General features: G+C 72.4%; 24 protein-coding genes and 2 tRNA genes. 10 read left to right on the top strand and 16 right to left on the bottom strand.

Annotated elements, in window-relative coordinates:
• Window positions 1-52: 52 nt before the first annotated feature.
• Window positions 53-541 carry an RrF2 family transcriptional regulator gene (locus tag AMPC_RS00660; RefSeq protein ID WP_248343594.1) on the bottom strand — a complete coding sequence of 163 codons (489 nt, stop codon included), beginning with the start codon at window positions 539-541 and terminating at the stop codon, window positions 53-55.
• 54 nt (window positions 542-595) lie between these two features.
• Here AMPC_RS00660 and AMPC_RS00655 point away from each other — a divergent pair, with 54 nt between their 5' ends.
• The 3 genes from AMPC_RS00655 to AMPC_RS00645 all read left to right on the top strand — a co-directional run bounded on the left by AMPC_RS00655 (window position 596) and on the right by AMPC_RS00645 (window position 3,703).
• Window positions 596-1,441: a PHP domain-containing protein gene (locus AMPC_RS00655; RefSeq protein ID WP_248343593.1), complete on the top strand. Its 846-nt coding sequence runs from the start codon at window positions 596-598 to the stop codon at window positions 1,439-1,441.
• Window positions 1,442-1,515: 74 nt separating this feature from the next.
• Window positions 1,516-2,664, top strand: a complete 1,149-nt coding sequence (locus AMPC_RS00650) for a homospermidine biosynthesis protein (protein WP_248343592.1) — start codon at window positions 1,516-1,518, stop codon at window positions 2,662-2,664.
• Window positions 2,665-2,668: 4 nt separating this feature from the next.
• Window positions 2,669-3,703, top strand: coding sequence for an agmatinase family protein (locus AMPC_RS00645; protein WP_248343591.1), 1,035 nt, complete (start codon window positions 2,669-2,671; stop codon window positions 3,701-3,703).
• Here AMPC_RS00645 and AMPC_RS00640 read toward each other — a convergent pair.
• Genes AMPC_RS00640 through AMPC_RS00625 form a run of 4 tightly spaced genes read right to left on the bottom strand, consistent with a single transcriptional unit; the run spans window position 3,700 to window position 6,987 of the window.
• Window positions 3,700-4,341, bottom strand: a complete 642-nt coding sequence (locus tag AMPC_RS00640) for a nicotinamidase (RefSeq protein ID WP_248343590.1) — start codon at window positions 4,339-4,341, stop codon at window positions 3,700-3,702. The genes AMPC_RS00645 and AMPC_RS00640 overlap by 4 nt on opposite strands.
• Window positions 4,338-4,844: a CvpA family protein gene (locus AMPC_RS00635; protein WP_248343589.1), complete on the bottom strand. Its 507-nt coding sequence runs from the start codon at window positions 4,842-4,844 to the stop codon at window positions 4,338-4,340. Before AMPC_RS00635 ends, AMPC_RS00640 begins: the two co-directional genes overlap by 4 nt.
• Complete coding sequence (locus AMPC_RS00630; RefSeq protein ID WP_248343588.1) at window positions 4,841-5,395, bottom strand: J domain-containing protein; 555 nt, start codon at window positions 5,393-5,395, stop codon at window positions 4,841-4,843. Before AMPC_RS00630 ends, AMPC_RS00635 begins: the two co-directional genes overlap by 4 nt.
• The gene (locus AMPC_RS00625; protein ID WP_248343587.1) at window positions 5,392-6,987 is read right to left on the bottom strand and encodes an Hsp70 family protein; all 1,596 of its coding nucleotides are present in this window, start codon (window positions 6,985-6,987) and stop codon (window positions 5,392-5,394) included. The genes AMPC_RS00630 and AMPC_RS00625 overlap by 4 nt, the downstream gene beginning before the upstream one ends.
• A 166-nt stretch (window positions 6,988-7,153) precedes the next feature.
• On the opposite strand from AMPC_RS00625, the gene AMPC_RS00620 reads away from it, so the two are divergent.
• Entirely contained in the window at window positions 7,154-8,011 is an 858-nt protein-coding gene (locus AMPC_RS00620) for a class II glutamine amidotransferase (protein WP_248343586.1), read from the top strand.
• Window positions 8,012-8,058: 47 nt separating this feature from the next.
• Window positions 8,059-9,408 carry a response regulator gene (locus AMPC_RS00615; RefSeq protein WP_248343585.1) on the top strand — a complete coding sequence of 450 codons (1,350 nt, stop codon included), beginning with the start codon at window positions 8,059-8,061 and terminating at the stop codon, window positions 9,406-9,408.
• On the opposite strand, the gene AMPC_RS00610 is transcribed toward AMPC_RS00615, so the two are convergent.
• From AMPC_RS00610 to AMPC_RS00590, 5 genes are read right to left on the bottom strand one after another with little or no spacing between them, the layout of a single operon-like run.
• Window positions 9,405-10,454, bottom strand: coding sequence for a deoxyguanosinetriphosphate triphosphohydrolase (locus tag AMPC_RS00610; RefSeq protein ID WP_248343584.1), 1,050 nt, complete (start codon window positions 10,452-10,454; stop codon window positions 9,405-9,407). The genes AMPC_RS00615 and AMPC_RS00610 overlap by 4 nt on opposite strands.
• A 2-nt stretch (window positions 10,455-10,456) precedes the next feature.
• Window positions 10,457-11,227 (bottom strand): myxosortase MrtX, encoded by a 771-nt coding sequence (gene mrtX, locus AMPC_RS00605; RefSeq protein ID WP_248343583.1) that lies wholly within the window; start codon window positions 11,225-11,227, stop codon window positions 10,457-10,459.
• A 19-nt stretch (window positions 11,228-11,246) separates the two neighbouring features.
• Window positions 11,247-11,636, bottom strand: coding sequence for a response regulator (locus tag AMPC_RS00600; RefSeq protein ID WP_248343582.1), 390 nt, complete (start codon window positions 11,634-11,636; stop codon window positions 11,247-11,249).
• A gap of 11 nt (window positions 11,637-11,647) precedes the next feature.
• A complete protein-coding gene (locus AMPC_RS00595; protein ID WP_248343581.1) occupies window positions 11,648-12,811 on the bottom strand; it encodes a matrixin family metalloprotease in 1,164 nt (387 codons plus the stop codon).
• Complete coding sequence (locus tag AMPC_RS00590) at window positions 12,808-13,314, bottom strand: hypothetical protein (protein WP_248343580.1); 507 nt, start codon at window positions 13,312-13,314, stop codon at window positions 12,808-12,810. The genes AMPC_RS00595 and AMPC_RS00590 overlap by 4 nt, the downstream gene beginning before the upstream one ends.
• A 35-nt stretch (window positions 13,315-13,349) precedes the next feature.
• On the opposite strand from AMPC_RS00590, the gene gltX reads away from it, so the two are divergent.
• The 5 genes from gltX (at window position 13,350) to AMPC_RS00565 (ending at window position 19,591) form a co-directional block, all read left to right on the top strand.
• The gene (gene gltX, locus AMPC_RS00585; protein WP_248343579.1) at window positions 13,350-14,765 is read left to right on the top strand and encodes a glutamate--tRNA ligase; all 1,416 of its coding nucleotides are present in this window, start codon (window positions 13,350-13,352) and stop codon (window positions 14,763-14,765) included.
• A gap of 48 nt (window positions 14,766-14,813) precedes the next feature.
• A complete protein-coding gene (locus AMPC_RS00580) occupies window positions 14,814-17,114 on the top strand; it encodes a glutamine--tRNA ligase/YqeY domain fusion protein (RefSeq protein WP_248343578.1) in 2,301 nt (766 codons plus the stop codon).
• Window positions 17,115-17,128: 14 nt separating this feature from the next.
• On the top strand, window positions 17,129-19,300 hold the full coding sequence (locus AMPC_RS00575) for a hypothetical protein (RefSeq protein ID WP_248343577.1): 2,172 nt from the start codon (window positions 17,129-17,131) through the stop codon (window positions 19,298-19,300).
• A 77-nt stretch (window positions 19,301-19,377) separates the two neighbouring features.
• Window positions 19,378-19,451 (top strand) — tRNA-Gln (locus tag AMPC_RS00570).
• Window positions 19,452-19,519: 68 nt separating this feature from the next.
• Window positions 19,520-19,591 (top strand) — tRNA-Glu (locus tag AMPC_RS00565).
• A 1,318-nt stretch (window positions 19,592-20,909) separates the two neighbouring features.
• On the opposite strand, the gene AMPC_RS00560 is transcribed toward AMPC_RS00565, so the two are convergent.
• The 6 genes from AMPC_RS00560 to AMPC_RS00535 all read right to left on the bottom strand — a co-directional run bounded on the left by AMPC_RS00560 (window position 20,910) and on the right by AMPC_RS00535 (window position 23,726).
• Window positions 20,910-21,347: a hypothetical protein gene (locus AMPC_RS00560; RefSeq protein ID WP_248343576.1), complete on the bottom strand. Its 438-nt coding sequence runs from the start codon at window positions 21,345-21,347 to the stop codon at window positions 20,910-20,912.
• 446 nt (window positions 21,348-21,793) lie between these two features.
• Window positions 21,794-21,976: a helix-turn-helix transcriptional regulator gene (locus tag AMPC_RS00555; RefSeq protein ID WP_248343575.1), complete on the bottom strand. Its 183-nt coding sequence runs from the start codon at window positions 21,974-21,976 to the stop codon at window positions 21,794-21,796.
• Window positions 21,977-22,051: 75 nt separating this feature from the next.
• The gene (locus AMPC_RS00550) at window positions 22,052-22,576 is read right to left on the bottom strand and encodes a hypothetical protein (RefSeq protein ID WP_248343574.1); all 525 of its coding nucleotides are present in this window, start codon (window positions 22,574-22,576) and stop codon (window positions 22,052-22,054) included.
• A 91-nt stretch (window positions 22,577-22,667) separates the two neighbouring features.
• On the bottom strand, window positions 22,668-22,979 hold the full coding sequence (locus AMPC_RS00545; protein WP_248343573.1) for a hypothetical protein: 312 nt from the start codon (window positions 22,977-22,979) through the stop codon (window positions 22,668-22,670).
• Between the two features lie 6 nt (window positions 22,980-22,985).
• Complete coding sequence (locus AMPC_RS00540) at window positions 22,986-23,216, bottom strand: hypothetical protein (protein WP_248343572.1); 231 nt, start codon at window positions 23,214-23,216, stop codon at window positions 22,986-22,988.
• Window positions 23,217-23,270: 54 nt separating this feature from the next.
• Window positions 23,271-23,726 carry a hypothetical protein gene (locus AMPC_RS00535; protein WP_248343571.1) on the bottom strand — a complete coding sequence of 152 codons (456 nt, stop codon included), beginning with the start codon at window positions 23,724-23,726 and terminating at the stop codon, window positions 23,271-23,273.
• Between the last annotated feature and the right edge of the window lie 48 nt (window positions 23,727-23,774).

The following is a 23,774-nucleotide window of genomic DNA, read 5'->3' as shown; positions in this document are numbered from 1 at the left end:
GGACGTGCTGTCCCGCCCCGCCGGCAAAGCCGTCGGGGCCCCGCCCTCCCCTTTAATCCGCGACCGGCTCGGTCTGCGGCGCCACCGGGCCGCCGAGCTGCACGAGCCCGATCTGGCCGGCCAGGTCCGGCTTGAAGGCGAGCTCGGAGAGCTTCGCCTGCCGGTAGACGTCGAGCATCTTCTCCTGCCCCTGCCGCCAGACCGAGACCATGGTGCAGCTCTCGGAGTGGCCGCAGGCGTCGTCGCCGTCCAGGCAGACGTTGAGGGCGATCGGCCCCTCGACCGCCTCGATGACGTCGAGGAAGCTCACCTCGGAGGCGTCGCGGGCGAGGCAGTAGCCGCCGTGCGGGCCGCGGGTGCTCTTCACCAGCTCCTCGTCCACCAGCGTCTTCAGGATCTTGGCGAGGAAGTCCTCGGGGACGCACATCTGGCGCGCGATCTCACGGAAGGGGACGACCGAGCCCTTGGGGATCGACGACAGGTAGATCATCGCCCGCAGGCCGTAGTCGATCTTCCGGGAGATGCGGAGTACGTGCTGCATGGACGTCCCTTCCGAAGGGGTTGCGCTATCATAACAGACGGAGGCCGACGGTTCATGCCAGAGCCAACCGCTGCGAGCGCCCACGTGATCGACCTCCATTCCCACTCCACCGCCTCGGACGGGGAGTTCCCGGCCGCCGAGGTGGCCGCCCGGGCAGCGGCCGGGGGGCTGGCCGTCTGGGCCCTGTGCGACCACGACTCGATCGCCGCCCTCCCCGCCGGCGCCGAGGCGGCCGCGGCGCACGGCCTCCGCTTCGTCCCGGGGATCGAGCTCTCGGTCCACCTGGAGCGGCGCGAGGTGCACCTCCTCGGCCACTTCGTGGACCCGGCCTCCAAGGCGCTCCGCGGCTTCGAGGACCTGCTCGCGGAGAAGCGGCGGGTGCGCATGGGCGAGATCATCCAGAAGCTCGCCGGGCTCGGCATCCCGCTCCGGCCGGAGCAGGTGGAGCGGTTCAGCGGCGGGAAGACCCTGGGCCGGCCCCACGTGGCGCGGGCGCTCGTCGAGGGGGGGCACGCCGCCACGGTGCGCGAGGCCTTCGACCGGTACCTCGGGGAGGGGCGGCCGGCCTACGTCGGCCGCTACCGGCTCCCGGCCGAGGAGGCCATCCGGATGGTCCACGCCGCCGGCGGGACCGCCACCATCGCCCACCCCGGGGTGAACCGGCTCGAGCGCGGCGAGCTGGCGCGGCTGGCGGAGGCCGGCCTGGACGGGATCGAGATCTACCACTGCGACCACAACCCCTCGGTCCGCGGGAAGTACCTGCGCTGCGCCGCCGAGCTCGGGCTCGTGCCCACGGCCGGGTCCGACTACCACGGCCCGACCATCACGCCCGACCGCACCTTCGGCTCCGTGACCATGAGCGCGGCCGAGCTCGAGGCGCTCGAGTCCCGCCGGCCCTAGCCGGCCGCCCGGCGCCCGGCCCGCCCGCGCGCCTTGACGCCCCGCCGCCGGAGCCGCTAATTTCCGCGGCCCATATGGCCCAGCCCACCCCGAAGCAGCTCCGCAAGCGGTACCTGTCGCGCCCGCCGGTCGAGCCGATGAAGCTCTCGCCCGGGATGACCGTCGAGGAGCTCGTCGACGTGTACCGCAAGGCCGGCGCCTTCAACGGCGGCCGCCTCGCGGAGGCGTGCGACCTGTTCGGCCGGATGATCGACTCGGGCGCGACCATCGCCCTCACCGTCACCGGCGCCATGACGCCGGCCGGCATGGGCGGCGCCATCCAGGCGATGATCGAGGCCGGCTTCGTGGACCTGATCATCTCGACGGGCGCGAACATCTACCACGACCTCCACTTCGCCCTGAAGCTGCCGGTGGTGCAGGGCCACTTCAACGTGGACGACAAGGAGCTCTACCGGGCCGGCGTCGAGCGCATCTACGACATCTTCATCACCGAGGACTCGCTCCTCGACACCGACGCCTTCGTGCGCGAGGCGCTCGAGAAGGCCCCGGCGGACCTGCAGGGCAACATCTCCACGCCGCAGCTCCACCGCTACCTCGCCGACGTGGCCTGGAAGAACGCGCCGCTGCCGGAGAAGAGCTTCCTCTGCACCGCCGCGAAGTACGACGTCCCGGTCTTCACGAGCTCGCCCGGCGACTCCTCGATCGGCATGAACGTCGCGGCCATGAAGCTCCGCGGCGGCAAGACCACCGTGGACCCCGACCTCGACGTGCTGCTCTCGACGTCGATCGTCTACGACGCCGACAAGAACGGCGTGGTGATCCTGGGCGGCGGCTCCCCCAAGAACTTCTACCTGCAGACCCAGCCCACGCTCTGGCAGATCCTCGACCTCAACCGCGGCGGCCACGAGTTCGTGCTGCAGATCTCGACCGACTCGCCGCAGTGGGGCGGCCTCTCCGGCGCGACGCCCAGCGAGGCGATCAGCTGGGGCAAGGTGCAGGCGGAGATGATCAAGAACCACGTGGTGCTCTACGCCGACAGCACGCTGGCGGCGCCGCTGGTCTTCGCCTACGCCCTCGCCACCCGCAAGAAGCGCAAGCCGAAGCGGCTCTACGCCCGTCTGCCGGAGCTCTTCGGGGCGCTGCAGAAGGCCCACCTGAAGAAGCACCCGGGCGCGGGCGCCCTCTCCGAGATGAAGTCGGCCGGCAAGACCAAGAAGAAGTAGCGCCATGGCCACCGCCTTCGATCCCTCCGCCGCCGCCCTCCCCGGCTCCGGCGTCTACGGCCTGCCCCACTCCGAGGAGGAGGCCGGGGTGGTGCTGGTGCCGGTGCCGTTCGAGGCCACCACCTCCTACGGCGGCGGCGCGGCCCGCGGCCCGGAGGCCATCCGGGAGGCGAGCCGGCAGGTGGACCTGTTCGACGTGGAGACCGGCCGCCCCTACGAGGCCGGCATCCACATGCTCCCCTCGCCGGCGGAGCTCGCCCAGCTCGACCGCGCCGCCCGCGTCCAGGCGGAGCTGGTCATCGCCGAGGGCGGGGTCTCCCCCGACCGGCCGGACCTGCTCGCCGCGGCGGCGCGGGTGAACGCCGCCTCGGAGCGGGTCAACGGCTGGGTCGAGGGGCAGGTGTCGCGCCTCCTCGCCCGGGGGAAGCGGGCCGGCGTCGTCGGCGGCGACCACGCGGTGAGCTACGGCGCCATCGCCGCGGTGGCCGAGGCGCACCCCGGCGTCGGCGTGCTCCACCTCGACGCCCACGCCGACCTCCGGGTGGCCTACGAGGGCTTCACCTTCAGCCACGCCTCGATCATGCACAACGTCGCCGAGCGGCTCCCCGGCGTCGCGCGCATCGTGCAGGTCGGCATCCGCGACCAGTCCGACGCCGAGGCCGCCTACGTCGAGGCCTCCGGCGGCCGGGTGGTCACCTTCCACGACCAGCTGCTCGCCAACGCCCGCTTCGAGGGCGAGACCTGGGGCGCGCAGGTGGCCCGCATCGTCGCCGCCCTGCCCCGCGACGTGCACCTCTCGTTCGACATCGACGGGCTCGACCCGGTGCTCTGCCCCCACACCGGCACCCCGGTGCCGGGCGGCCTCTCGTTCCAGATGGCCTGCGCGCTCCTGCGCGGGGTGGTCGAGAGCGGCCGGCGCATCGTGGGGTTCGACCTGGTGGAGGTCGCGCCCGGGCCCGAGGGCGACGAGTGGGACGCCAACGTGGGCGCCCGGCTGCTCTACAAGATGATCGGCTGGACCCTGCGGAGCGGCGGCTAGAGCGGCGCGCGCAGGATCGCGACGCCGGCCGCCTCGAGCTCCGCGAGCGTCCGCGCGTCGTGCTCCGGGAACACCGCGCGGGCGCCGGGCAGGTACACCCCCGCCTGGAAGCCCTCGGCCACGGCGTCGCGCGCCGTCCAGCCCACGCAGAAGTCGAGGGCGAGGCCGGCCACCACCACCCGGCGGACGCCGCGCGCGCCGAGCCAGGCCCCGAGCCCGGTGGAGGGGCGCCGGCCGGCGGGGTCGAGGTTCTCGCGGAAGGCCGAGTAGCTGTCGGTGTCCTGGCGCGTGCCCTTGCGCAGCACGAGCGTGGCGAAGCGGTCGAGGTCCGCCGCGAGGCCCGGCCCGAGCGCCGCCCCGGGGGTGCCGGCCACGCAGTGGTCGGGCCAGAAGGTCTGCTCGCGCCCGTCGGCGGTGCGCCCGGCCGCGTAGGGTGCCGCCCCGCTCGCCGAGGCGAAGCTCACGTGGCCCGGCGGGTGGAAGTCCTGGGTCGCGACCACCGTGCCGAAGCGCGGGAGCAGCCGGCGGATGGGCTCGACCACGGCGTCGCCGTGCGGCACCGCGAGGGCGCCGCCGGGGAGGAAGTCCCCCTGCACGTCGACCACGAGGAGCGCGTCGCGGGCGGGATCCACGGTCACGGGGCCTCCCCGCCGAGCCGCCGCATCACCTGCGGCAGCCGGCTCTCGGCGAGCAGGTTGTGCTCGCGCGCCGCCTCGGCGAAGTCGCTGCCCGCCGGGTCGAGCGTCACGCTCCCGAGCCGCACGGGCCTGTCATAGAGCGCCAGCGCCGACAGCGCCGCCCAGAGCACGAGCCCGCCCTTGGCGGCCGAGAGGAGCGCGCCGAGCGCCCGGTCGGAGGGCCCGCGCACCGCCTCGCCGAAGAGGCTGGAGAGGAGGAGCCGCCCGAGCAGGGTGACGAGCACCAGCACGGTGACGAACAGGCCGAGCCGGGCCAGCGCGCCGGCGGCCGCCGCGGGCAGGTGGCGCGAGAGGGCGAGCGCGAGGCTCGGGCCGAGGGCCCGGGCGGCGAGGAAGGCGGCCACGCCCGCCCCGACCTGCAAGAGCTGCCGGAGCGCCCCGGAGAAGGCGCCGGAGAGGGCGGCGAGGACCAGCAGGGCGACGCAGGTGAGGTCGAGGTTCACTTGATCCGGAAGGGGTCGGTCTTGGGCTTCTGCTTCTCGACCGCCGCGAGCTGCTCGAGGAAGCGGGGGTTGCCGGGCTCGTACATGAGCGCGGTCTTGAGGGCCCGCTCGGCCGCCTCGAGCCGCCCGGCCGCGAGCTCCTGGAGGGCGGTGGCGTAGAGCTTCCGGCCGTTGGGCGTCTGGCCGAACTGCTCCTCCAGCTTCCGCTTCTGCTCCTCCTTGAGCTGGGCCTCCTCGGTCTCGGTGAAGCGGAGCTTCCGGTCGCGGTCGGGGCCGTTGATGTCGGCGAGGTACTTCTCGCGCCGCTTCTCGTCCCGCAGGACGGTGTAGGCCTCGTTGACGCGCCGGTAGATCTTGCCGATGCAGGCGCGCAGCTCGGCGTCCGGCAGGGCGGCGAAGCGGTCCGGGTGGTAGGCGCGCGACTCCCGGTAGTAGGCGGCCTTGACCTCCGCGAGCCCGGCGCTCTGCGGCAGCTTGAGGATGCCGAAGTAGTCGATGAAGTCGAGCGCCCCGGCGAGCGCCTCCACCTCGATGCGGAACTCGGGGGTCATGAGCGGACCGCGAGCTCCAGCCCGGCGTTCTTGTCGATGGCCTTTTGCAGGTCGGCCGCCGAGAGCCCGGAGGAGAGGTTGATGGTGGTGGAGGTCCGCTGGCCGGACTCGAGGTCCTGCGCCGACACGTTCACGATGCCGTTCGAGTCGATCTCGAAGGTGACCTGGATCTGCACCTCGCCGCGCAGGCCGATGCGGAACCCGGCGAACTCGAACTCCCCGAGCAGCTCGCAGCCCTCCACCTTGTTCGACTCGCCCTGGTAGACGCGGATGCGGACCCGGTCCTGCCCGTCGCGGCTGGTGGTGAAGGTCTTCGACTTCTCGATGGGGATGGGCGTGTTCTTCTCGATGATCTTCTCGGTGAAGCCGCCCACCGTGGCGACCCGCAGCGAGAGCGGCGTCACGTCGAGCAGGTAGCTCGCCTGGCCCGCGACCGCCGCGCCCTGGTCGAGCAGCGCCGCGGCCTGGATGCTCGCCCCGAGCGCCACCACCTCGTCGGGGTCGATGCCCGCCATCGGGTCCTTCTGGAAGTAGTGGCGGACGCTGTTGCGGATGACCGGCAGGCGGGTCGGACCGCCCACCAGGATGACCGCGTCGATGTCGCCGGCGGTGAGCCGGGCCGACTGGAGCGCCTCGTCGCAGACCTTGAAGGTCCGCTGCACGAGGTCCATCACCATCTTGTTGAAGGCCTCGGCGTCGAGCGACTGCACGAGGTCGATCACCTCGCCCTCGGGCGACTGGCAGATGCCGGGCACGTGGATGCTGGCCCGCCCCTCGCGCCCGACGTCGATCTTGGCCCGCTCCGAGGCCTCCTTCAGCATCTGCAGGCAGAACTTGTTCTGGCGCAGGTCGAGCCCGTGCGCCTGGAGGAAGCCGTCGGCGAGCCAGGTCATGATCCGGTCGTCGAAGTCGTCGCCGCCGAGGTAGGTGTCGCCGGCGGTGGCGAGCACCTCGAAGACGTCCTTGCCGATCTCGAGGATCGAGACGTCGAAGGTGCCGCCGCCGAGGTCGTAGACGCAGAGCTTCTGGGTGACGTCCTTGCCGAAGCCGTAGGCGAGCGCCGCCGCCGTCGGCTCGTTGATGATGCGCAGCACCTCGAGCCCGGCGATCTTGCCCGCGTCCTTGGTGGCCTGGCGCTGGTTGTCGTTGAAGTAGGCGGGGCAGGTGATGACCGCCTTGGTCACCGGCCGGCCGAGCGAGGTCTCGGCGATGGCCTTCATCTCCTTCAGCACCAGCGCGGAGATCTCCGGGATGGCGAGGACCTGCTCGCCGATCTGGATCCGGACCGAGTTGTTGGACCCCTCGACGATCTTGTACGGCATCACCGCCTGGGCCTTCTTCACCTCGTCGGAGAAGAAGAAGCGGCCGATGAGCCGCTTGGCCGAGTACACCGTGCGCTCGGCGTGCGTGATGATGTTCTTCTTGGCGTCGTTCCCCACGAGGACGGTGCCGTCCTCGAGGAAGCTCACCACCGAGGCGTGCGTGCGCTCGCCCCATTCGTTGGGGATGACCCGCGGCGCCCCCTCCAGGGCGGCGGCCACGCAGCTGTAGCTCGTCCCGAGATCGATCCCCACCGCGATGTCGTCGCTCATGATTTCCCAGGTGTTTCGCTGGTTTGGGGCGGATCCTAGTTTCCGGGCAGGGATGCTGTCAAACCTTCGATCCTCTTCCTATCCTTCGTTATGGGAGCAGGGCGTCGCGCGGCGGCTCCGGGGAGAGCATCCCGCGGGGGTGCGCGCGAGTCGCGAGGAGACGTGAATGGCGGCAGCTGTCGCAGTGATCCAGACCGACCCCAGCCTGCTGGCGTGCCAGCTGCGGCGGCTCGACCCGCACGTCTCCCTCTCGGAGCCGGGCCGCGCGCCCGACGCCTACGGCTTCGGCTACTACAGCTCGGGGGGCGTGCTCATCGGCAAGCGGCCGAGCGGCGCGCCGAGCCTGCTCCGCCTGTCCGGCCTGACCGGCGCCATCCACAGCGAGGCGCTGGTGGCCCACGCGCGCTACGCCACGGTGGGCGGGCTGAAGGACGAGAACACCCACCCCTTCCGCTACCGGCGCTGGCTCTTCGCCCAGGACGGGACGGTCGAGGGCTTCGCCCAGGTAAGGCCGCTGCTGCTGGCCGCCGTGCCCGACCACCTGCGCCGGCACGTCGAGGGCGAGACCGACGCCGAGCACGTGTTCGTGGCCTTCCTCGACCTGCTCAAGAAGGCGGGGCACGAGCTCGACGACTACGACCTCGAGCCGGCGGCCGCCGCCCAGGCGCTCGCCCGCACGGTGCGCCAGGTGGACGCCTGGTGCCGCGAGGCCGGGGTGCAGCGGACGAGCGCCCTCACCCTGCTCGCCACCAACGGCCGCATCCTGGTGGCGGTGCGGCGGGGCCGGCCGCTCCACTACGCGCTCCTGGAGGGCATCGTCCCCTGCGCGCTCCACGACATCGACGCCGCCACCCCCGAGAGCGACCCCCGCCTGCGGGCCCACCGCGTGGTGAAGGCGGTCTGCATGGCGAGCCAGCTCCAGCAGCAGAACGGCTTCATCGAGGTGCCGGAGGGGAGCGCCGTCGCGGTGAGCCGGGCCCTGCAGGTCACGGTGTCGCCGCTCGGCGCGGCCGCGGGCGCCTGAGCGGCCCCGCCGCTGCGGGCGACGCTCCTCCCCGATGGGAACCGCGCATGAGCCCTGCCGACCGGAAGCTGGTGCTGGTGGTGGACGACGAGCCGGATCTCGCGGCCCTGGCGGCCGAGATCCTGGAGCTCGAGGTGTTCGCCACGGTGACGGCCCGGGACGGCCGGCAGGCGCTCTCGGTGCTCGCGCGGACGCGCCCCGACGTCATCGTCACCGACCTCATGATGCCGGAGCTCGACGGCTTCGGCTTCATGGCCGAGTACGCCGCGCGACCCGGACCGCGGGCGCCGGTGCTGGCGGTGTCGGCCTTCGACGGCTTCCTGGCGCGCGCCAGGGCCGCCGGGGCGGCCGACGTCCTCTCGAAGCCCTACGACGCCGACGCGCTCGTCGCCCGGGTGACGCGGCTCTGCGCCGCGGCCGGGCGGGGCGCGGGGGCGAGCGGCGCGCCGGCGGCCCCGACCGCCGCGGCCCCGCCCGACGAGAGCGCCCGGCTCCGCGAGATCTTCTCCCTGCGTCTCGACGAGCCGGCGCCCACCGACGCCCTGCAGCGGTTCAGCGAGCGGGTGGCGCGGCTCTTCGACGTCCCCGTCTGCCTGGTCTCGATCGTCACCGCCGACCGGCAGTACTGGCACGCGTTCTGTGGCCTCACCGGCCCGCTCGCGGAGGCCCGCGGCACCCCGCGCGAGGACTCCTTCTGCACGCACGCGGTGGCCGCCCGCGCCGCGCTGGTGGTCCACGACGCCTCGGCGCATCCGTTCTTCTCGGCCAACCGGCTGGTCCGCGACGTCCACCTGCGCTTCTACGCCGGCGTGCCCCTCTTCAACCGGATCGGCGAGGCGCTCGGGACCCTCTGCATCCTCGACTTCGAGCCGCGCGCGTTCGGCTACTTCGACCTCGAGCTGCTCGGGGTGCTCGCGAAGCGCGTGGTCGCCGAGCTCGACTGGCGCGAGCGCCGCCGGCACCCCCTCTCGCCGCCCGCCAGCTTCCGCTACCTCGACTACCTCGACGAGGAGCTCGACCTGCTCGGCCGCGAGGCCTTCGCCCAGGCGCTCGAGGTGGAGTCGGTGCGCGCCACCGAGCGGCGGGCGCCGCTGGGGCTCCTGGCCGTGGCCCTCTCGCCGGCGTTCCTGCGGGCCGGCGCGGAGCGGCTGAAGCAGCTCTTCCCGCGCGCGCACCTGGGACGGCTCGGGTTGCAGCGGCTCGGCGTGCTCGCGCCGGGCCTCACCGCGGCCGAGGCCGCCGCGCTCGCCGCGTCCGGCCCCGGGCCGGGCGCGCGGGTGGAGGGCGTGGACGTCGCCTGGCGCGTGAGCGGCCCGGAGCTCTTCCTGCGTGACCTGGAGCAGCGCCTCGGGAGCGCCGGCCTCGCGCCGCCGCTCGAGGCCCTCGAGCGCGGCTAGACGATGGCCCAGGGGCGCGGCCGGAAGAGCCCGTCCCAGGTCTCGAGCGCGAAGCGGTCGGTCATCCCCGAGACGAAGTCGGTGATGGCCCGCTCCGGCGGCTCGCCGTCGCGCGGCGCCACGCCGAACCGGATGGCGCAGCGCTCGGGGTCCTCGCGGCACCAGGTGAAGACGTCGCGCAGGATCCGCTGCGCCTTCACGAACTCGTCGTGGACCACCGGGTTCTCGTAGACGCGCCGGTAGAGGAAGTCGCGCAGGGCGAGCAGCGCCCCGTGGACCTCCGGGCTCATCTCGATGTGCCCGCCGCCGTCGAGATCCGAGGCGCGCACCACGTCGCCGATGAGGGCGGCGAGCCGCGAGCTGGTCCGATCCCCCACCACCCGGCGGATGTCGGCGGGGACCTCCTCCTCCGAGAGCAGCCCGGCGCGCACCGCGTCGTCGAGGTCGTGGTTCACGTAGGCGATGACGTCGGCGAGCCGCACGATCTCGGCCTCGAGCGTGAGCGCCTTCGCGCCGGTGCCCTTCATGAGGACCTGCCCGCGCCCCTTCGAGTGGCGCAGGATGCCGTCCCGCACCTCGGCGGTGAGGTTGAGGCCGCGCCCGTCGCGCTCGAGCACCTCGACCACCCGCAGGCTCTGCGAGGAGTGGTGGAAGCCCCCGGGCACGAGCTCGTTCAGCACCCGCTCGCCGGCGTGGCCGAAGGGCGTGTGGCCGAGGTCGTGCCCCATCACCATCGCCTCGACCAGCATCTCGTTGAGCCGCAGCGCCCGCGCGATGGAGCGGGCGACCTGCGAGACCTCGAGGGTGTGGGTGAGCCGGGTGCGGTAGTGGTCGCCCTTCGGGGCGAGGAACACCTGCGTCTTGCCCTTGAGCCGCCGGAAGCTCTTGCAGTGCAGGAGCCGGTCGCGGTCGCGCTGGAACACCGGCCGCATCTCGTCCTCCGGCTCGGGCGCCTCGCGGCCGCGGCTCGCGGCCGAGCGCGCGGCCCGCGGGTGGAGCGTCCGCTCCTCCAGCTCCTCCAGCATCTCGCGGATGGTCCCCGGCATGGTCAGGCTCCGTAGAACATCGCCTCGAGCACGGCGATGAAGATGTTCGAGAACGCGTGGAACGCGATGGGCGCGGCGAGGTTGCCCGTCCGGGCGCGGAGCCAGCCGAACACCAGCCCCGGGAAGAAGGTGGCGAGCCGCCACGGCTGCGGCACGACCAGGTGCCCGAGCGCGAAGAGGAGCTGCGTCAGGACGAAGCCGTAGCCGAGCCGCGCGCCGAAGACCACCCGCCCGCGCTGGGGGTGGCTGGCCGCGAAGGTGGACTGCATCCACCCCCGGTAGAAGAGCTCCTCGGGGAGGGCCACCACCAGGAACTGGTTCAGGACGAGGAGCAGCGGCCGCTCCGGCAGCCGCAGGTGGAACGCGGCCGGCAGGTAGTAGGGGCCGACGATCCGGGTGAGCGCCTCGGGGAGCTTCGGGAGCAGCCAGCCGTAGGTCCAGAACCCGGCGAAGAAGACCGGGAACACCAGCACGGCCAGGGCGAAGGCGAGCGCCACGCCGCGGGCCCAGGCGCGCCAGGTGCGCCGGTCGCCGAGCCCCCACCACGGGAAGCCGTGGTCCGGCCAGCGCTCGCCGCGGTGGTGGAGCTTGTGGTCCGGGTACCAGATGAAGAGGAAGGCGGCGAGCCCGGCGGCGTTGCCGCGCAGCAGCCCGGTCGGATCGAGCCGGAAGAGCTGCCAGCCCACCGCCAGCATGGCGACGACCTTGGCCCAGGTCGCGAGCAGCTCGCGCCGGGCGGCGCTGGGATCGGCGGCTGCGAAGTCGATGCTCACGGCGACGGCCGGCCGTGGATCAGGCTGCCGGCTCCGGAGCGCCGATGGCCTCGCCGACCGCCGCGACCACCTCGGCGGGGTCGAAGGGCTTGCGCAGGACCACGTCCGCGCCGAGCCGCCGGTAGTCGGCGAGCTCCTTGTCGGACAGGCGCGAGCTCATGAGCACGAGGTAGGTCTTCTTCCAGTGGGGGTGCGCCTTGACCAGCCGGCACACGTCGGTGCCGTTGATCTTGGGCATGTAGATGTCGAGGAGCAGCGCGTCCGGGTCGAGCGCCGCCATCTTGCGGAAGACCTCCTCGCCGTCGCGGGCCTCGCCCACGTCGTAGCCGGCGTCCTCGAACGCGGCGGAGAGCGCGTCGAGGATGGCGGGCGAGTCGTCCACGATGAGGACGGTCTTCCTCTTCCCCATGGAGTGTCCGTTTATAGCGGTCCGGGGGATCTTGTCGAGGAAACGATCACCCGGGCCGCCGCGCGGCGGCGCGAGAGGCGCAGCGCCAGGGCCCCGAGCAGCAGGGCGGCGAGGGTCGTCGGAGACCCGGTGGTGGCGCAGCCGCCGGAGCTCTTCGTCCCCTGGCCAGTCTGCGCCGGCGCCGGCTGGGCGGGGTCGCCGCAGGAGGGGCCCGCGCCGTAGCGGTTGAGGGTCATGGTGACCTGGGGGTTGCGCCACCAGAGCGCGCAGCCGGTGGAGGCGCTGGTGGTGCGCTTCCAGTTGCCGTCCGGGGCGCCGGCGCTGCCGGCGGTGCCGGTCTTCACGCAGGCGTCGGACGGCGTGTAGCTCGCCGGGTAGGCGGTGCAGATGCCGGCCACGTCGCTCGCCGCGAGGACCCGCTTGCTCGTCTCGCCCGGCGTCGCGGTGGCCGACATGGTCGCGCCCGCGAGCGGCGGGTGGTCGAGGCCGAGCACGTGGCCGAGCTCGTGGGTCACGGTGTTCTGGACGTCGATGAACAGGCAGTTCGCCTGGCCGTAGTCGGTGCAGACGCAGGTCGCGGCCGGGCTCGGATCGCCGGGGGCGCAGGCGGCCGGGATGACGCCCGTCCCCCCGGGCGCGTCCTGGCAGGTGAAGTACCAGCCGTCGAGGTTGCCGCCCGGGTTGGTGGGGCTCGAGAGCGAGCCCGAGGCGCCGTTCCAGCCGTAGAGCTCCATGTCGGCGTCGAAGATCTCGCCCGTGCCGGTGCTGTAGGTGACCGTGGTGAGGGCGATGATCTTGGTGCTGCGGCTGTCGTCCCAGCAGCCGTACTTCGACGCGCAGCTCTGGCAGTAGGTGCCGCTGGAGCAGCTGTCCGCCTGGTGGCAGGCGTCGTTGCTCGGCACCACCGCGCTGCAGAGCCGGTCGCGCCAGACGATGAGGTTCGCGTTGGCGGGCGCGCCGGGCTCGCCCTGGAAGAAGCCGGTCTCGAGGCTGGCGCTGTCGCCGCCGTCCACGATCCCGGCCGAGGTGCAGGGGCTCGAGGCGCCGAGCCGGGTGGCCTGTCCCCACGCCGGCATGGCGGCGCGCACCGCGCCGAGGGAGGCCGGCTCTGCGCCCCGGGCGGCCGGGGCGAGCGCCAGGGCCACGAGCGCCGCCAGCAGGGCCCGGGCGGTCACCGCGCCTCCTTCACCCGGCGGCGGAGCTCCGCGAGCGGCATCGGCTCCGCGCCGCGCTCGCCGGCGGCGAGCGGCTGGGCCAGGGTCTCCATCCCGGCGAGGTTCGGCTTCGCCGTCTGCCCGGCGAGCGAGAACTTGCCGAGCGCGAGCCCGGTCACGCCGTAGCGCCCCGCCCCCGCTCCCCGGGTGAGGAAGAGCGCCACGTCCTCCGCGTCGGCGAAGGAGGGCGCCCCGGGCACCCACTGCCCGAGCTTCCCGACCTCGCCGCCGGGCACGCTCACCGTGACCTTCGCCGGCGTGCGGCCGCGCCAGACCTCGGCGACCTGCACCTCGACGTCGGTGAAGATGCGCCCGCCTTCCCAGTGGGCGCTCCGCTTCGTCACCGTGCCCCGGACCACCGCGTCCGAGCCGCGGGCGAGCGACTCCACGCTCTGCTGGACGGCGACCGCGCCGAGCGCGGGCACCGCGAGGAGGACGCCGAGCGCGACGAGCCAGTTGCGCATCCCATAATCCTACTCTGTGCTAGCTTTCGCCCGCCATGGACAAACCGCGCGTTCGCTTCGCCCCGTCTCCCACGGGATACCTCCACATCGGGGGCGCCCGCACCGCCCTCTTCAACTGGCTCTGGGCGCGCCGGACCGGCGGCACCTTCGTGCTCCGGATCGAGGACACCGATCGGGAGCGGTCCACGCAGCAGGCGGTGGAGGCGATCTTCGACGGGATGCGCTGGCTGGGGCTCGACTGGGACGAGGGGCCCGACGTCGGCGGCCCGAACGGGCCGTACTTCCAGACCGAGCGGCTCGACATCTACAAGGCCCAGGCCGAGAAGCTCATCCGCGAGGGCAAGGCCTACGCCTGCTACTGCACCAAGGAGGAGCTCGAGGTCCAGCGCAAGCAGGCCGAGGCCGAGAAGCGGCAGTTCAAGTACCCGGGCACCTGCCGGGAGAAGCCCTACGACCCCTCGAAGCGGCACGTGATCCGCTTCCGGGTCCCGGAGACCGGCTCGACCTCCTGGGACGACCTCGTGAAGGGGACCATCTCCACCCCGCACGACACGCTGCAGGACGAGGTCATCCTCCGCGGCGACGGGATCCCGCTCTACAACTTCGGCGTGGTGGTGGACGACGTGACGATGAAGATCACGCTCGTCGGCCGCGGCGACGACCACGTGAACAACACCGCCCGCCAGATCCTCATGTACCAGGCGCTCGGGTACGACGTGCCGGTGTTCGCCCACTTCCCGATGATCCTGGGCGCCGACAAGACCCGGCTCTCGAAGCGGCACGGCGCCACCAGCGTCACCGCGTACCGCGACATGGGCTACCTGCCCGAGGCGGTGGTGAACTACCTCGTGCGGCTCGGCTGGTCGCACGGCGACCAGGAGCTCTTCTCGCTCCAGGAGATGATCCAGCTCTTCGACATGAAGGACGTGGGCGCCACCGCCGGCGTGTTCAACCCCGAGAAGATGCAGTGGGTGAACCACGAGTGGCTGAAGCGGCTCGCCCCGCCCGAGCTCGCGAGGCGCGCCCTCCCCCACTTCCGCGCCGCCGGCCTGCCGGCCGAGGACGACGCGAAGCTGCTCCACGTGGTCACCGTGGCCCAGGAGCGCGCCCGCACCCTCTCCGAGTACGCGAGCCAGTTCCGCTACTTCTACGCCCCCATCGCGCTCGACCCGAAGGCCAGGGACAAGTTCCTCGTGCCGGCCTCGAAGCCGCTGCTCCAGGCGGTCCGCGACGGCGTGGCGGCGATGCAGGCGCTCGAGACGCCGGCGCTGGAGAAGCTCTTCCACGAGGCGGCCGAGAGCCGCGGGCTCGGGGTGGGCAAGGTGGCCCAGCCGGTCCGGGTGGCGCTCACCGGCGGCACCGCCTCCCCCGGCATCTACGACGTGGTCCAGATCCTCGGCCGGGCGGAGACCCTGGCCCGGCTCGACGAGGCGCTGAAGCACATTCCGTGACGCCCGCCGCACCTTGCGGGGGCGGGCGGGCTGCGATACACGGCGAGGATGGCCGAAGCCTCCCGCCCCCAGAATTTCCTCACCGAGATCGTGGAGCGCGACCTCGCCGCCGGGCTCGACGGCGGCCAGGTCGTGACCCGCTTCCCGCCCGAGCCGAACGGCTACCTGCACATCGGCCACGCCAAGTCGATCCTGCTCAACTTCGGCCTGGCCCGGCAGTACGGCGGCCGCACCCACCTGCGCTTCGACGACACCAACCCGACCAAGGAGGAGGTCGAGTACGTCGAGTCGATCGAGGCCGACGTCCGCTGGCTCGGCGGCGACTGGGGCGAGCACCTCCACTTCGCCTCCGACTACTTCGAGCGGATGTACGCGTGCGCCGAGCGGCTCATCCTCGAGGGCAAGGCCTTCGTGGACACGCAGTCGCAGGAGGAGATCCGCGAGCAGCGGGGCAGCTTCGAGCGCCCCGGGGTGGAGAGCCCGTTCCGGAACCGCCCGGCCGCCGAGAGCCTCGACCTCTTCCGCCGCATGCGGGCCGGGGAGTTCCCGGACGGCGCCTGCGTGCTGCGCGCCCGGATCGACATGGCGCACGAGAACGTGCTCCTGCGCGACCCGCTCCTCTACCGGATCCGGCACGCGCACCACCACCGCACCGGCGACGCGTGGTGCATCTACCCGATGTACGACTACGCCCACCCGCTCGAGGACGCCTTCGAGGGGGTGACGCACTCCATCTGCACGCTCGAGTTCGAGTCGAACCGCGCCCTCTACGACTGGGTGCTCGACAACCTGGGCCCCTGGAGCCCCCGCCCGCGCCAGTACGAGTTCGCCCGGCTGGCCCTCGGCTACACCGTCATGTCGAAGCGGAAGCTCCTCCGACTGGTCGAGGAGGGGCGCGTCGCCGGCTGGGACGACCCGCGCATGCCCACCCTCGCCGGCCTGCGGCGGCGCGGGGTCACGCCCGAGGCGCTGCGCGACTTCGCCGAGCTCATCGGCGTCGCCAAGAACAACAGCGTGGTGGACATCGGCAAGTTCGAGTTCGCCATCCGCGGCGACCTCGAGGCGCGGGCGCCGCGGGCGCTCGCGGTCCTGAACCCCTTGCCGGTCACGATCACCACCTGGCCAGCGGACCGCGTCGAGTCGCTCGAGCTCCCCTGGTGGCCGCTTGAGCCGGCGCGCGGCGGGCGGCAGGTGCCCTTCGGCCGCGAGCTCCTGGTCGAGCGGGAGGACTTCTCGGAGGACCCGCCGGCCGACTGGAAGCGGCTCGCGCCGGGGCGCGAGGTCCGGCTCGCCGGCGGCTACGTCGTGAAGTGCGACGAGGTGGTCCGCGGCGCGGGCGGCGAGGTGATCGGGCTCCGCTGCAGCCACGACCCCGCGTCGCTCGCCGACGCCGGCCGGAAGGTCGCCGGCGGCACGCTCAACTGGGTCCACGCGCCCTCCGCGGTGGCGGCGCCGGTGCGGCTCTACGACCGGCTCTTCACCGTCGAGCAGCCGGACGCGGTCGAGGACTTCCTCACCGTGCTCAACCCCGACTCGCTCCGGGTGGCCGCGGGAGCGCGGCTCGAGCCGGCCCTGGCGGCGGCCGAGCCGGGCAGCCGCTGGCAGTTCCTCCGGCAGGGCTACTTCTTCGCCGATCCGGTCGAGTCGCGCCCGGGCGCGCCGGTCTGGAACCGGACCATCACCCTCAAGGACACCTGGGCCGCCCGCCAGGCGCCCAGGGCCGAGCGCGAGCCGCGCCGGCCGAGGCCCGCGGCGGCCGCGGGCGAGCCGCGCCGGAGCCGCGAGGAGCTCCGGGCCGAGCAGCTCGCCGCCGACCCGGCGCGCGCGTCCCGGTTCGCGCGGCTCCAGGCCGCCGGGCTCGGGGCCGACGAGGCCGACGCCGTGGCCGCCGACCCGGCGGCGACTGCCCTCTTCGAGGCCGCCGTGGCCGCGCCCGCCGACCCCCGCGCCGCGGCGCGCTGGCTCGTGAACGAGCTCGCCGGCCTCGCCGCCGGGCGCCCCCTCGATTCCCTGCCCGTCACCGGGCCCGCCTTCGGGCGCTTCGTGGCCCTCGTCGAGTCCGGCCGGGTCACGCCGGCCGGCGGCAAGGTGCTGCTCGCCGCGCTGGTCGCGCGCGGCGGCGAGCCGGCGCCGCTCGTCGCGGAGCTCGGGCTCGAGAAGGTGACCGACCGGGCCGCCGTCGAGGCGGCCGTGGACCGCGCCCTCGCGGCGCGCCGCGCCGAGGCCGACCGGTACCGGGCTGGCGAGAAGAAGCTCTTCGGCGTGCTGGTGGGCGCCGCCATGAAGGAGACGCAGGGCGCGGCCGACGCCGCGCTGGTGCGTCAGGTGCTGCAGGACAAGCTCGGCTGAGATCGCGACCGATCATGAACAAGACCCGCCTCGTCCTCCCCCTCGCCCTCCTCTTCGCCGCGCTGGGGTGCGGCGGGGGCGGGAGCGGCTCCAGCGACCCCACTCTCAGCGTGGACCCGGCGACCATCTCGGTCCAGGCCGGCGCCGCCGCCGTCGGCGTGACCGCGAACCTGGTCGGCGCCTCCGGCACGGTGACCTGGAGCCTCTCGTCGGGCGCGGCGGGCAGCATCAGCCCCAGCACCGGCAGCACCGTGTTCTACACGCCGCCCTCCGCCGTCTCGGCGACCCGGTCCGAGGTGCTGACCGCCTCGGCGGCCGGGAAGACCGCCACGGTCGCGATTACCGTGAGCCCCAAGCCGTCCGCCGGGCCGAGCCTGACCGTGAGCCCGCACAGCGCCAGCGCCGTGGGCGGCGGCTCCCCGGTCGCGTTCACGGCGGTCCTCGCCGGCGGGGCGGCCGGCCCGGTGACCTGGGCCCTCAACCCGCCCGGCCTCGGGTCGCTCTCGGCGACCACCGGCGCCAGCGTCACCTGGACCCCGCCGAGCTCGGTCCTCCAGGCCGCCTCGGCGGTGGTCACCGCCACCGCGGGCTCGCTCAGCGACTCGGCGACCGTGACCGTGATCCCGAGCGGCCCGGTCTCGCTCCCGAACTGGACCTACAAGGCGCCGTCCGACTGGACGTCGGGCTCGCTCGCCCTCTCCGTCCCCGCCGGTCAGTCGGCCATGGTCATCCTCCTCAACACCGGCGCCAACGCCGCCGACAACGCCCCGGCCACGGTGACGGTGGCCAACACCGCGGCGATCGCCTCCACGCTCGCGCCGGCCGCCTCGGCGCTCTCGCTCGCCGGCGCCGACCTCGGGCCGGCGACCAGCACGGGCGAGGCGGCGCTCCGCGACGGCGAGGCGGCGCTCGCGCCGGCGATCCGCGCGGCCAAGCGGACGGGCGGGCTCGGCGCGGCGTCGCAGGCCCTCACCGCCCCCGCCAACCCCGGGTCCTTCTGCGTCGCGCAGAACGGCACGCCCGGCGCGGGCGCCACCTTCAACCGCATCTCCGCCCCGCTCGCGTGGCAGACCGCGCACGCCCTCTTCTACGTGGACGCCGCGGACCAGGCGCAGTTCCAGACCACCGACTGGCAGAACCTGGCGAACGCCTGGGAGAGCCAGATCTACCCGGCCGACACGCAGATCTTCGGCCCGCCGAGCGACGTGGACGGGAACGGCAAGCTCATCATCCTCTTCACCGGGAAGGTGGGCGGGCTCTCGAACGGCGCCATCACGGCAGGCTACTACTGGGCCGGCAACCTCTTCGGCCCGGACACGAGCCCCGGCTGCAACTGCGGCACCACGGGCGCGCCGGCCTGCACCTCCGGGAACGCCCTCGCCTTCCCGTACCGGGGCTCGAACGGCGCCGACATGTTCGTCATGAACACGCCGACGAACCTCGCCACGGCCAACTTCACCACGACCTACTCGATGACCCAGGTGATCCCGTCCACGCTGGCGCACGAGTTCCAGCACCTCATCAGCTTCAACCTGCACTGCCTGCTTCCCGCGAACACCTGCGGATACGAGGAGACCTGGCTCAACGAGGCCCTGTCGAAGGTGGCGGAGGACGAGGCTGGGTTCGGCTGGCACGGGAGCGTGACCTCGCCGAGGCAGTACCTGGCGCTCGCCCCCTCGAGCGGGTTCATGGGCTACGCGACCGCCAGCATGACCACCTGGCAGAGCGATCCCATCGGCAACTACGAGGGCGTCCACTCCTTCCTTCGCTACCTGACCGACCGGAAGTCCACCTCGCTCCTCACGGCCCTCTCCGGCGATCCCGCGGCGGGGAACCTCCTCTCCGGCAAGTCCAACCTCGCCAACGCGCTCGGCGCGACTTTCGAGTCGGCCATGGCCGATTTCACCACCGCGGCCGCCTTCTCGAACGAGAGCTTCTCCCCCGACGCCCGGTTCGACTACACCGGCGCCGACTGGACCCCGTTCCACACCAAGCTCCGCCACCTCGAGTACAAGAGCCTCAACCCCGGCACGCCCGCCTCCGCCACGCTGCGCGTGGATGGCTGGAACGCCTTCGGCACCGGGGTCGCCGCGACCGGCGGCGCCACCATCACCGTGACGAGCAGCCAGGCCGTGAAGCCGGCCGTGCTCCTCGTCACCTACTCCGGCACGCTCCCGAAGCTGTAGGAGGCGCCGCGAACGAAGACCGTTGACCTCGGGGCCCGGTCCTCGCTATAAGGCCGCGTTCGCACGATCCAGGTTGTTGGGGGATCGTCTAACGGCAGGACGCCAGTCTCTGGATCTGGCTATCAAGGTTCGAATCCTTGTCCCCCAACCAAGTTTCACCCCGCAGTCGTTGACAGGCCGCGGGACGGCAGATAGAAGCACCGCAGAAAAACGCAGCAAGGCCCCTTCGTCTAACGGTTAGGACGTCGGCCTCTCACGTCGAAAACATGGGTTCAAATCCCGTAGGGGTCACTCGAAGTGCCCCGCCATCTGTGAGAGATGGCGGGGCTTTTTTTCTTCCGGTCCCAAGACTGTAACCGGGAGCTGTAACCACCCGGAGAGGGCTCGCAGGCTCCTTCGCCTCGCCCTCCCCGCCGGACTTCTCGACCACCGTGCGGCCGCCCCAGGCGCTCGCGTCGATGCACTCGACGGCGCGGCACATCGCCCCCCACTGCATCTCCAGGCGCGTGTAGAAGTCCGACGCCTTCTGCGGCCGCGGGTGGGTGATCGCGTTGATGTGGAACTCGCTCGCGCCGGCGAGCAGGGCCAGGTTGCGGAAGGTTGAGCGGCTCTCGTACTGCCGCTGCAGCCCGTACCCGACCGCCTCGAGGTCGGCGTGGAACTGGAGCAGGCTCGTCGTGACCCGGCGCTGTCCCCCCTCCTGCCGCGGCACGAGGAGGTCATCCGGCTTGGGCTCCCGCCCCATGAACCGCTGCCAGCCGGCCGCCTGCCACGCCTCGAGAGCGGCTCGCAGGACGGGGTGCACGGGCACGTTCAGCTCCGCGCCCGTCTTGGTGCTCTTCTCGCTCCGGGTGAGTGTGTTGAAGGCGCTCGCGATGGTCAGGCGCCAGAGCGGCCCCCTGGCGCTGTCCAGGTCGCGCCAGCGCGCGTTCGCCGCCTCGCCGGGCCGCAGGCCGCCCCCCAGGAAGCGAAGCGCGTAGAGCACGCGCCGGTCCTCTGGGATGCGGCGGTCCGTGGTCAGGGTGACCACCTGGTCGAGCGTGAACCCGGCCCGCTGCCGCCAGCCCTGCTCCTTGTCGGCCTTGGCAGGCAGGTGGCGCTCCGCGTTCCAGTGCTCGGTGGGGTCGCGGGCGATCTTCTTCCGCTCGAGGGCGTCCGAGAAGAACACCCGCACGATGCTGGCGATGTTCCAGACGGTCCGGCTCGCGAGCGGCTTGCCGTCCCGCTTGCTCAGCTTGGAGCGAAGGCCGAGAAGCCAATCGAGGAGCTCCACCTCGGCCCGGTCGCTCGCGAGCTGCGACAGCACCCGATCCCCAAAGTCTGGGAGAAAGTGCTGCTCGAGGCGTCCCTTATCGACCTGCCACGCGAAGGGCCGAAGCACCTTCCGCTGAGGCAGCCAGATCTCCTCGAAGAACCGCCGCACGGTCATCCCGACCTGCCGACCCAGCGGAGCGCGCTCGCCCTCCTGGCGCTCCGTCTCGTCCAGCAGCGCCTGGGCCTCGGCCCGGTCCCCCGTCTCGGTGGAAGCGCGCCGCTCGATCCCGTGCGCGTCCACCCACTTCATCCACAGGAACCGGCTTCCCGCTCGCGAGTAGAGGTTCCCCATCGCCTACCTCCCGGACACCTTCGCGCGGATGCGGCGCGCGCGCTCCGCCAGATCGATCGCCGGCGCCTCCACTGCCCTCGGCTCCGAAGACCGAGGGAGACGCGGCAGCGCCGCGGCCGCGGCGACCTCGTCCACGTTGACGAGGTACTTCGGCTGCTTTGGGGCGGCGGCTCGGTTCTTGAGGCGCGGCTGCAGCCGCCCGGACGCGATGAGCTCGCGGATCGTCTTCACCGGCACCCCGGTGGCCTTCGCTGCTCGAGGCGGGGTCATCCACCGCCCCGCCTGTGCAGCTACCAGCTGAGAGGCCGCGCCGCGCGCGGCGAGCACCGCCTCGATCTTCACCGCAACGATCCGGTCGACCATCGCCTCGATGACGGCGCTGAGGGCCTGAGCATCGCTCACAGCCGTGCCCCCGCGCAGGGATCTGCGGAAGCGCTCCATCTGCGGGGGACCTCGAGAACCTCTTCGGCGGTCCCGTCGGGAGCGACCCGCACGCGCTCACCGAGGGGACCGATGATGAAGGCGCCGGCGGGCGCAGATCCGGGGAGCCACGGCCAGGCGTGCCTAGCCCGGGCGTCGATCACGGTCTCAGGCACGGCGGACCTCCTCCAGGACAAGTCGGTACTCCCATTCTCCGTCGCAGCTCGAGCGGGACATCGGCCGGCCCTCGATGTCCATCGCCGGCAGGCCGTCCGCCCCTCGGCGGAGCTCGTGTAGACGGCCTCCGTATCTCGTGCCACCGACCCTGATCAGCTCGCGCGCTGGGTGCCAAGCGCCATCGCCGAGCAGCTGCCGGAGAGCGCCCCTCTTCCCCTGTCGATGGACCACGGCCCGGGCAGTGGTCTCGAGCTGGGTGAAGCCCTGAGCATCTTGCGGCCGCCGGGCGGTCACGGGCGCAGCTCCTCTGCCGAGACCCCGAGGACCACCGCCAGCTTCGCGGCTGTCGTCTTGCTCATCAGGCCGGCGCGCTCAACGAGGTACACCGTCGACGAGGAGACTCCCGCCTTCACGGCCAGCTGCTCACGCGTCATGCCGAGCCGCTCGCGCGCAGCCCTGACCTGGCTGTCCACGGCGCTTGTCTGTGGGTGCATGTTCATGCGTGAGAGTGTGCAACCCGAATGTGAGGCCGCACCACACCGGGAGGTCTACCGTCGCACGTGGCGAGACTTGAGCTTTGGGGAGCGAGCGCCGAGCTTCCGGGGGAGCCGCCCATCTTCGCGAGCGGCCTGGACAACCCGATGGACTTGCGCCCGCGACCAGCCCGCCTCAGCTGCAGCAACTCGGGCGGCTCGCTCGTCCCCTCCGCGAGTGAGGGCCGCCTTCCGGGCGAGCTCGCGACGCTCGGAATGTTCCGCGGCGATGCTCTCCACCTTCCGGCCGCTACGCGCCGCAGCCAGAACTTCTGCCTCGAACCGCGAACGGCGCCGCGCGCTCGCCTTCTCCTTCCCGCGCGCGAGCGTCGCGCTCCGGGCCAGCTTCGCGCGCTCATCGTCGAGGTGCGCAATGTACGCCCTGCCCCATGCACCCATGAGCCGATCGAACCGCTCGAGTAGGTTCTGTTCCGCCCCCTGGCTGACGAGGTCCTGGCGCGTCGCCTTCACGCGCTCGAGACACTCGATGCCGCGCGCGAGCGAGGCCTTCCACTCCTCTTCGAGACGCTTGCTGCGCACTGGCGCCTCCCCGGGCGCTTCCCCAGAGGTGGCAGCGGGCAGGGGGCGGGGTACCCCTCTTCGGCTGGCCGGCCTAGCCCGTTGCCGCGACTCACGCCTTGATCTGCGGCCTCCACTTGAGCGAGCACCCGCACTCCACGATCAGGCCACCGCACTTCGGGCAAACCTCCGCCCTGCACCCGACGTGATGCAGGTAGCCGAAGGCCGCGTTGCACTCACGGCACCCAACCGACGGCAGCGAGCTCATCGGCATGTTGCCCGCGATGGACTCGTGGCCGTACACCAGCGGGAGCAGGACCGACCCGTCCGCGTCGAAGAAAGCACCCTCGGTGCATCCTGCGCACGAACCGACGAGCTGACGGCAGCGCGTGCAGGTCGAGAAGTTGTAGACGGGGACGCTCACGGTCGATCAGGTTCTGTCCTTCTTCCTGGCGAGGGCCTTGTCCAGGAGGTCGCGTGCGACCTCGGAGAGCGGCGGTGGCCGACCCGGAACCCTGCGGGCCTCCGCGAGCTCGAGCAGCGCCGCTCGCTGGTCGGGGCGCAGCTGCAGGAGCGTCTGCACGTGCCCCTTCACGCCGCTGCCCTTGGGTCTTCCCACCTTCCCCCTCGCCTTCTTGGTCTTCCGCGGCGGCTTAGCCATGCGGGCCAGCCTACCCGGCCCGGCGAGCCCGCGGAATAGGCTCTTATGCAGCGATTACGCGGGAACCTCCCAGACGTCGTCCCGGGGGGCGCCCCAGGCCCGAACCGCGTACGCCTGAACCTCCATCGTGAAGCACATGCCGGCGTACTGCGCGACGAAACGGTCGTCCTCCCAGTCGAGGTTCCCCGCCTCACGGTTCCGGATGAAGGCGGAGCTAAGCATAATCGTGACCACATGAAGGCTGGGGTCCCTCATGCGATGATGCTCGAGGCAGATCGCTTCGAGCTTGTGCATGTTGAGGTCGGTCCCGAACTCCGCAGAGTCACAGATACCGTTGAAGTCTCCCGCCAGGAGCTGGGCCTTGTGCCTCTTGGCCACCTCCTCCACGTCACGCTGGTAGCAGCGCCTCAGCTGCGCGAGCGCGCGGGCTTCGTCCGCCCACCTGGCGGTGGGCGCTGAGGACTCGACCTGGAAAGCTTCAGCGACGGGCTTCCTCTTCGCGTTCGCCATACTGGCCTCCTTCGGGTGTGGAGCAGCCTAGTCACCGCACTTCCTATT

Origin of the sequence: Anaeromyxobacter paludicola, from assembly GCF_023169965.1 — a bacterium.
Taxonomy (GTDB): Bacteria; Myxococcota; Myxococcia; order Myxococcales; family Anaeromyxobacteraceae; genus Anaeromyxobacter_B; species Anaeromyxobacter_B paludicola.
Note: the sequence above shows the minus strand (reverse complement) of the source record. Positions and strands in the feature narration are given on the sequence as shown.

Coding starts and splice junctions, on each gene's coding strand:
- gltX (WP_248343579.1), top strand. CDS start 13,350: ATGGACAAACCGCGCGTTCGCTTCGCCCCGTCTCCCACGGGATACCTC.
- AMPC_RS00655 (WP_248343593.1), top strand. CDS start 596: ATGCCAGAGCCAACCGCTGCGAGCGCCCACGTGATCGACCTCCATTCC.
- AMPC_RS00650 (WP_248343592.1), top strand. CDS start 1,516: ATGGCCCAGCCCACCCCGAAGCAGCTCCGCAAGCGGTACCTGTCGCGC.
- AMPC_RS00610 (WP_248343584.1), bottom strand. CDS start 10,454: ATGCCGGGGACCATCCGCGAGATGCTGGAGGAGCTGGAGGAGCGGACG.
- AMPC_RS00630 (WP_248343588.1), bottom strand. CDS start 5,395: ATGACCCCCGAGTTCCGCATCGAGGTGGAGGCGCTCGCCGGGGCGCTC.
- AMPC_RS00580 (WP_248343578.1), top strand. CDS start 14,814: ATGGCCGAAGCCTCCCGCCCCCAGAATTTCCTCACCGAGATCGTGGAG.
- AMPC_RS00540 (WP_248343572.1), bottom strand. CDS start 23,216: ATGGCTAAGCCGCCGCGGAAGACCAAGAAGGCGAGGGGGAAGGTGGGA.
- AMPC_RS00645 (WP_248343591.1), top strand. CDS start 2,669: ATGGCCACCGCCTTCGATCCCTCCGCCGCCGCCCTCCCCGGCTCCGGC.
- AMPC_RS00625 (WP_248343587.1), bottom strand. CDS start 6,987: ATGAGCGACGACATCGCGGTGGGGATCGATCTCGGGACGAGCTACAGC.
- AMPC_RS00620 (WP_248343586.1), top strand. CDS start 7,154: ATGGCGGCAGCTGTCGCAGTGATCCAGACCGACCCCAGCCTGCTGGCG.
- AMPC_RS00590 (WP_248343580.1), bottom strand. CDS start 13,314: ATGCGCAACTGGCTCGTCGCGCTCGGCGTCCTCCTCGCGGTGCCCGCG.
- AMPC_RS00575 (WP_248343577.1), top strand. CDS start 17,129: ATGAACAAGACCCGCCTCGTCCTCCCCCTCGCCCTCCTCTTCGCCGCG.
- AMPC_RS00600 (WP_248343582.1), bottom strand. CDS start 11,636: ATGGGGAAGAGGAAGACCGTCCTCATCGTGGACGACTCGCCCGCCATC.
- AMPC_RS00660 (WP_248343594.1), bottom strand. CDS start 541: ATGCAGCACGTACTCCGCATCTCCCGGAAGATCGACTACGGCCTGCGG.
- AMPC_RS00535 (WP_248343571.1), bottom strand. CDS start 23,726: ATGGCGAACGCGAAGAGGAAGCCCGTCGCTGAAGCTTTCCAGGTCGAG.
- AMPC_RS00615 (WP_248343585.1), top strand. CDS start 8,059: ATGAGCCCTGCCGACCGGAAGCTGGTGCTGGTGGTGGACGACGAGCCG.
- AMPC_RS00560 (WP_248343576.1), bottom strand. CDS start 21,347: ATGGAGCGCTTCCGCAGATCCCTGCGCGGGGGCACGGCTGTGAGCGAT.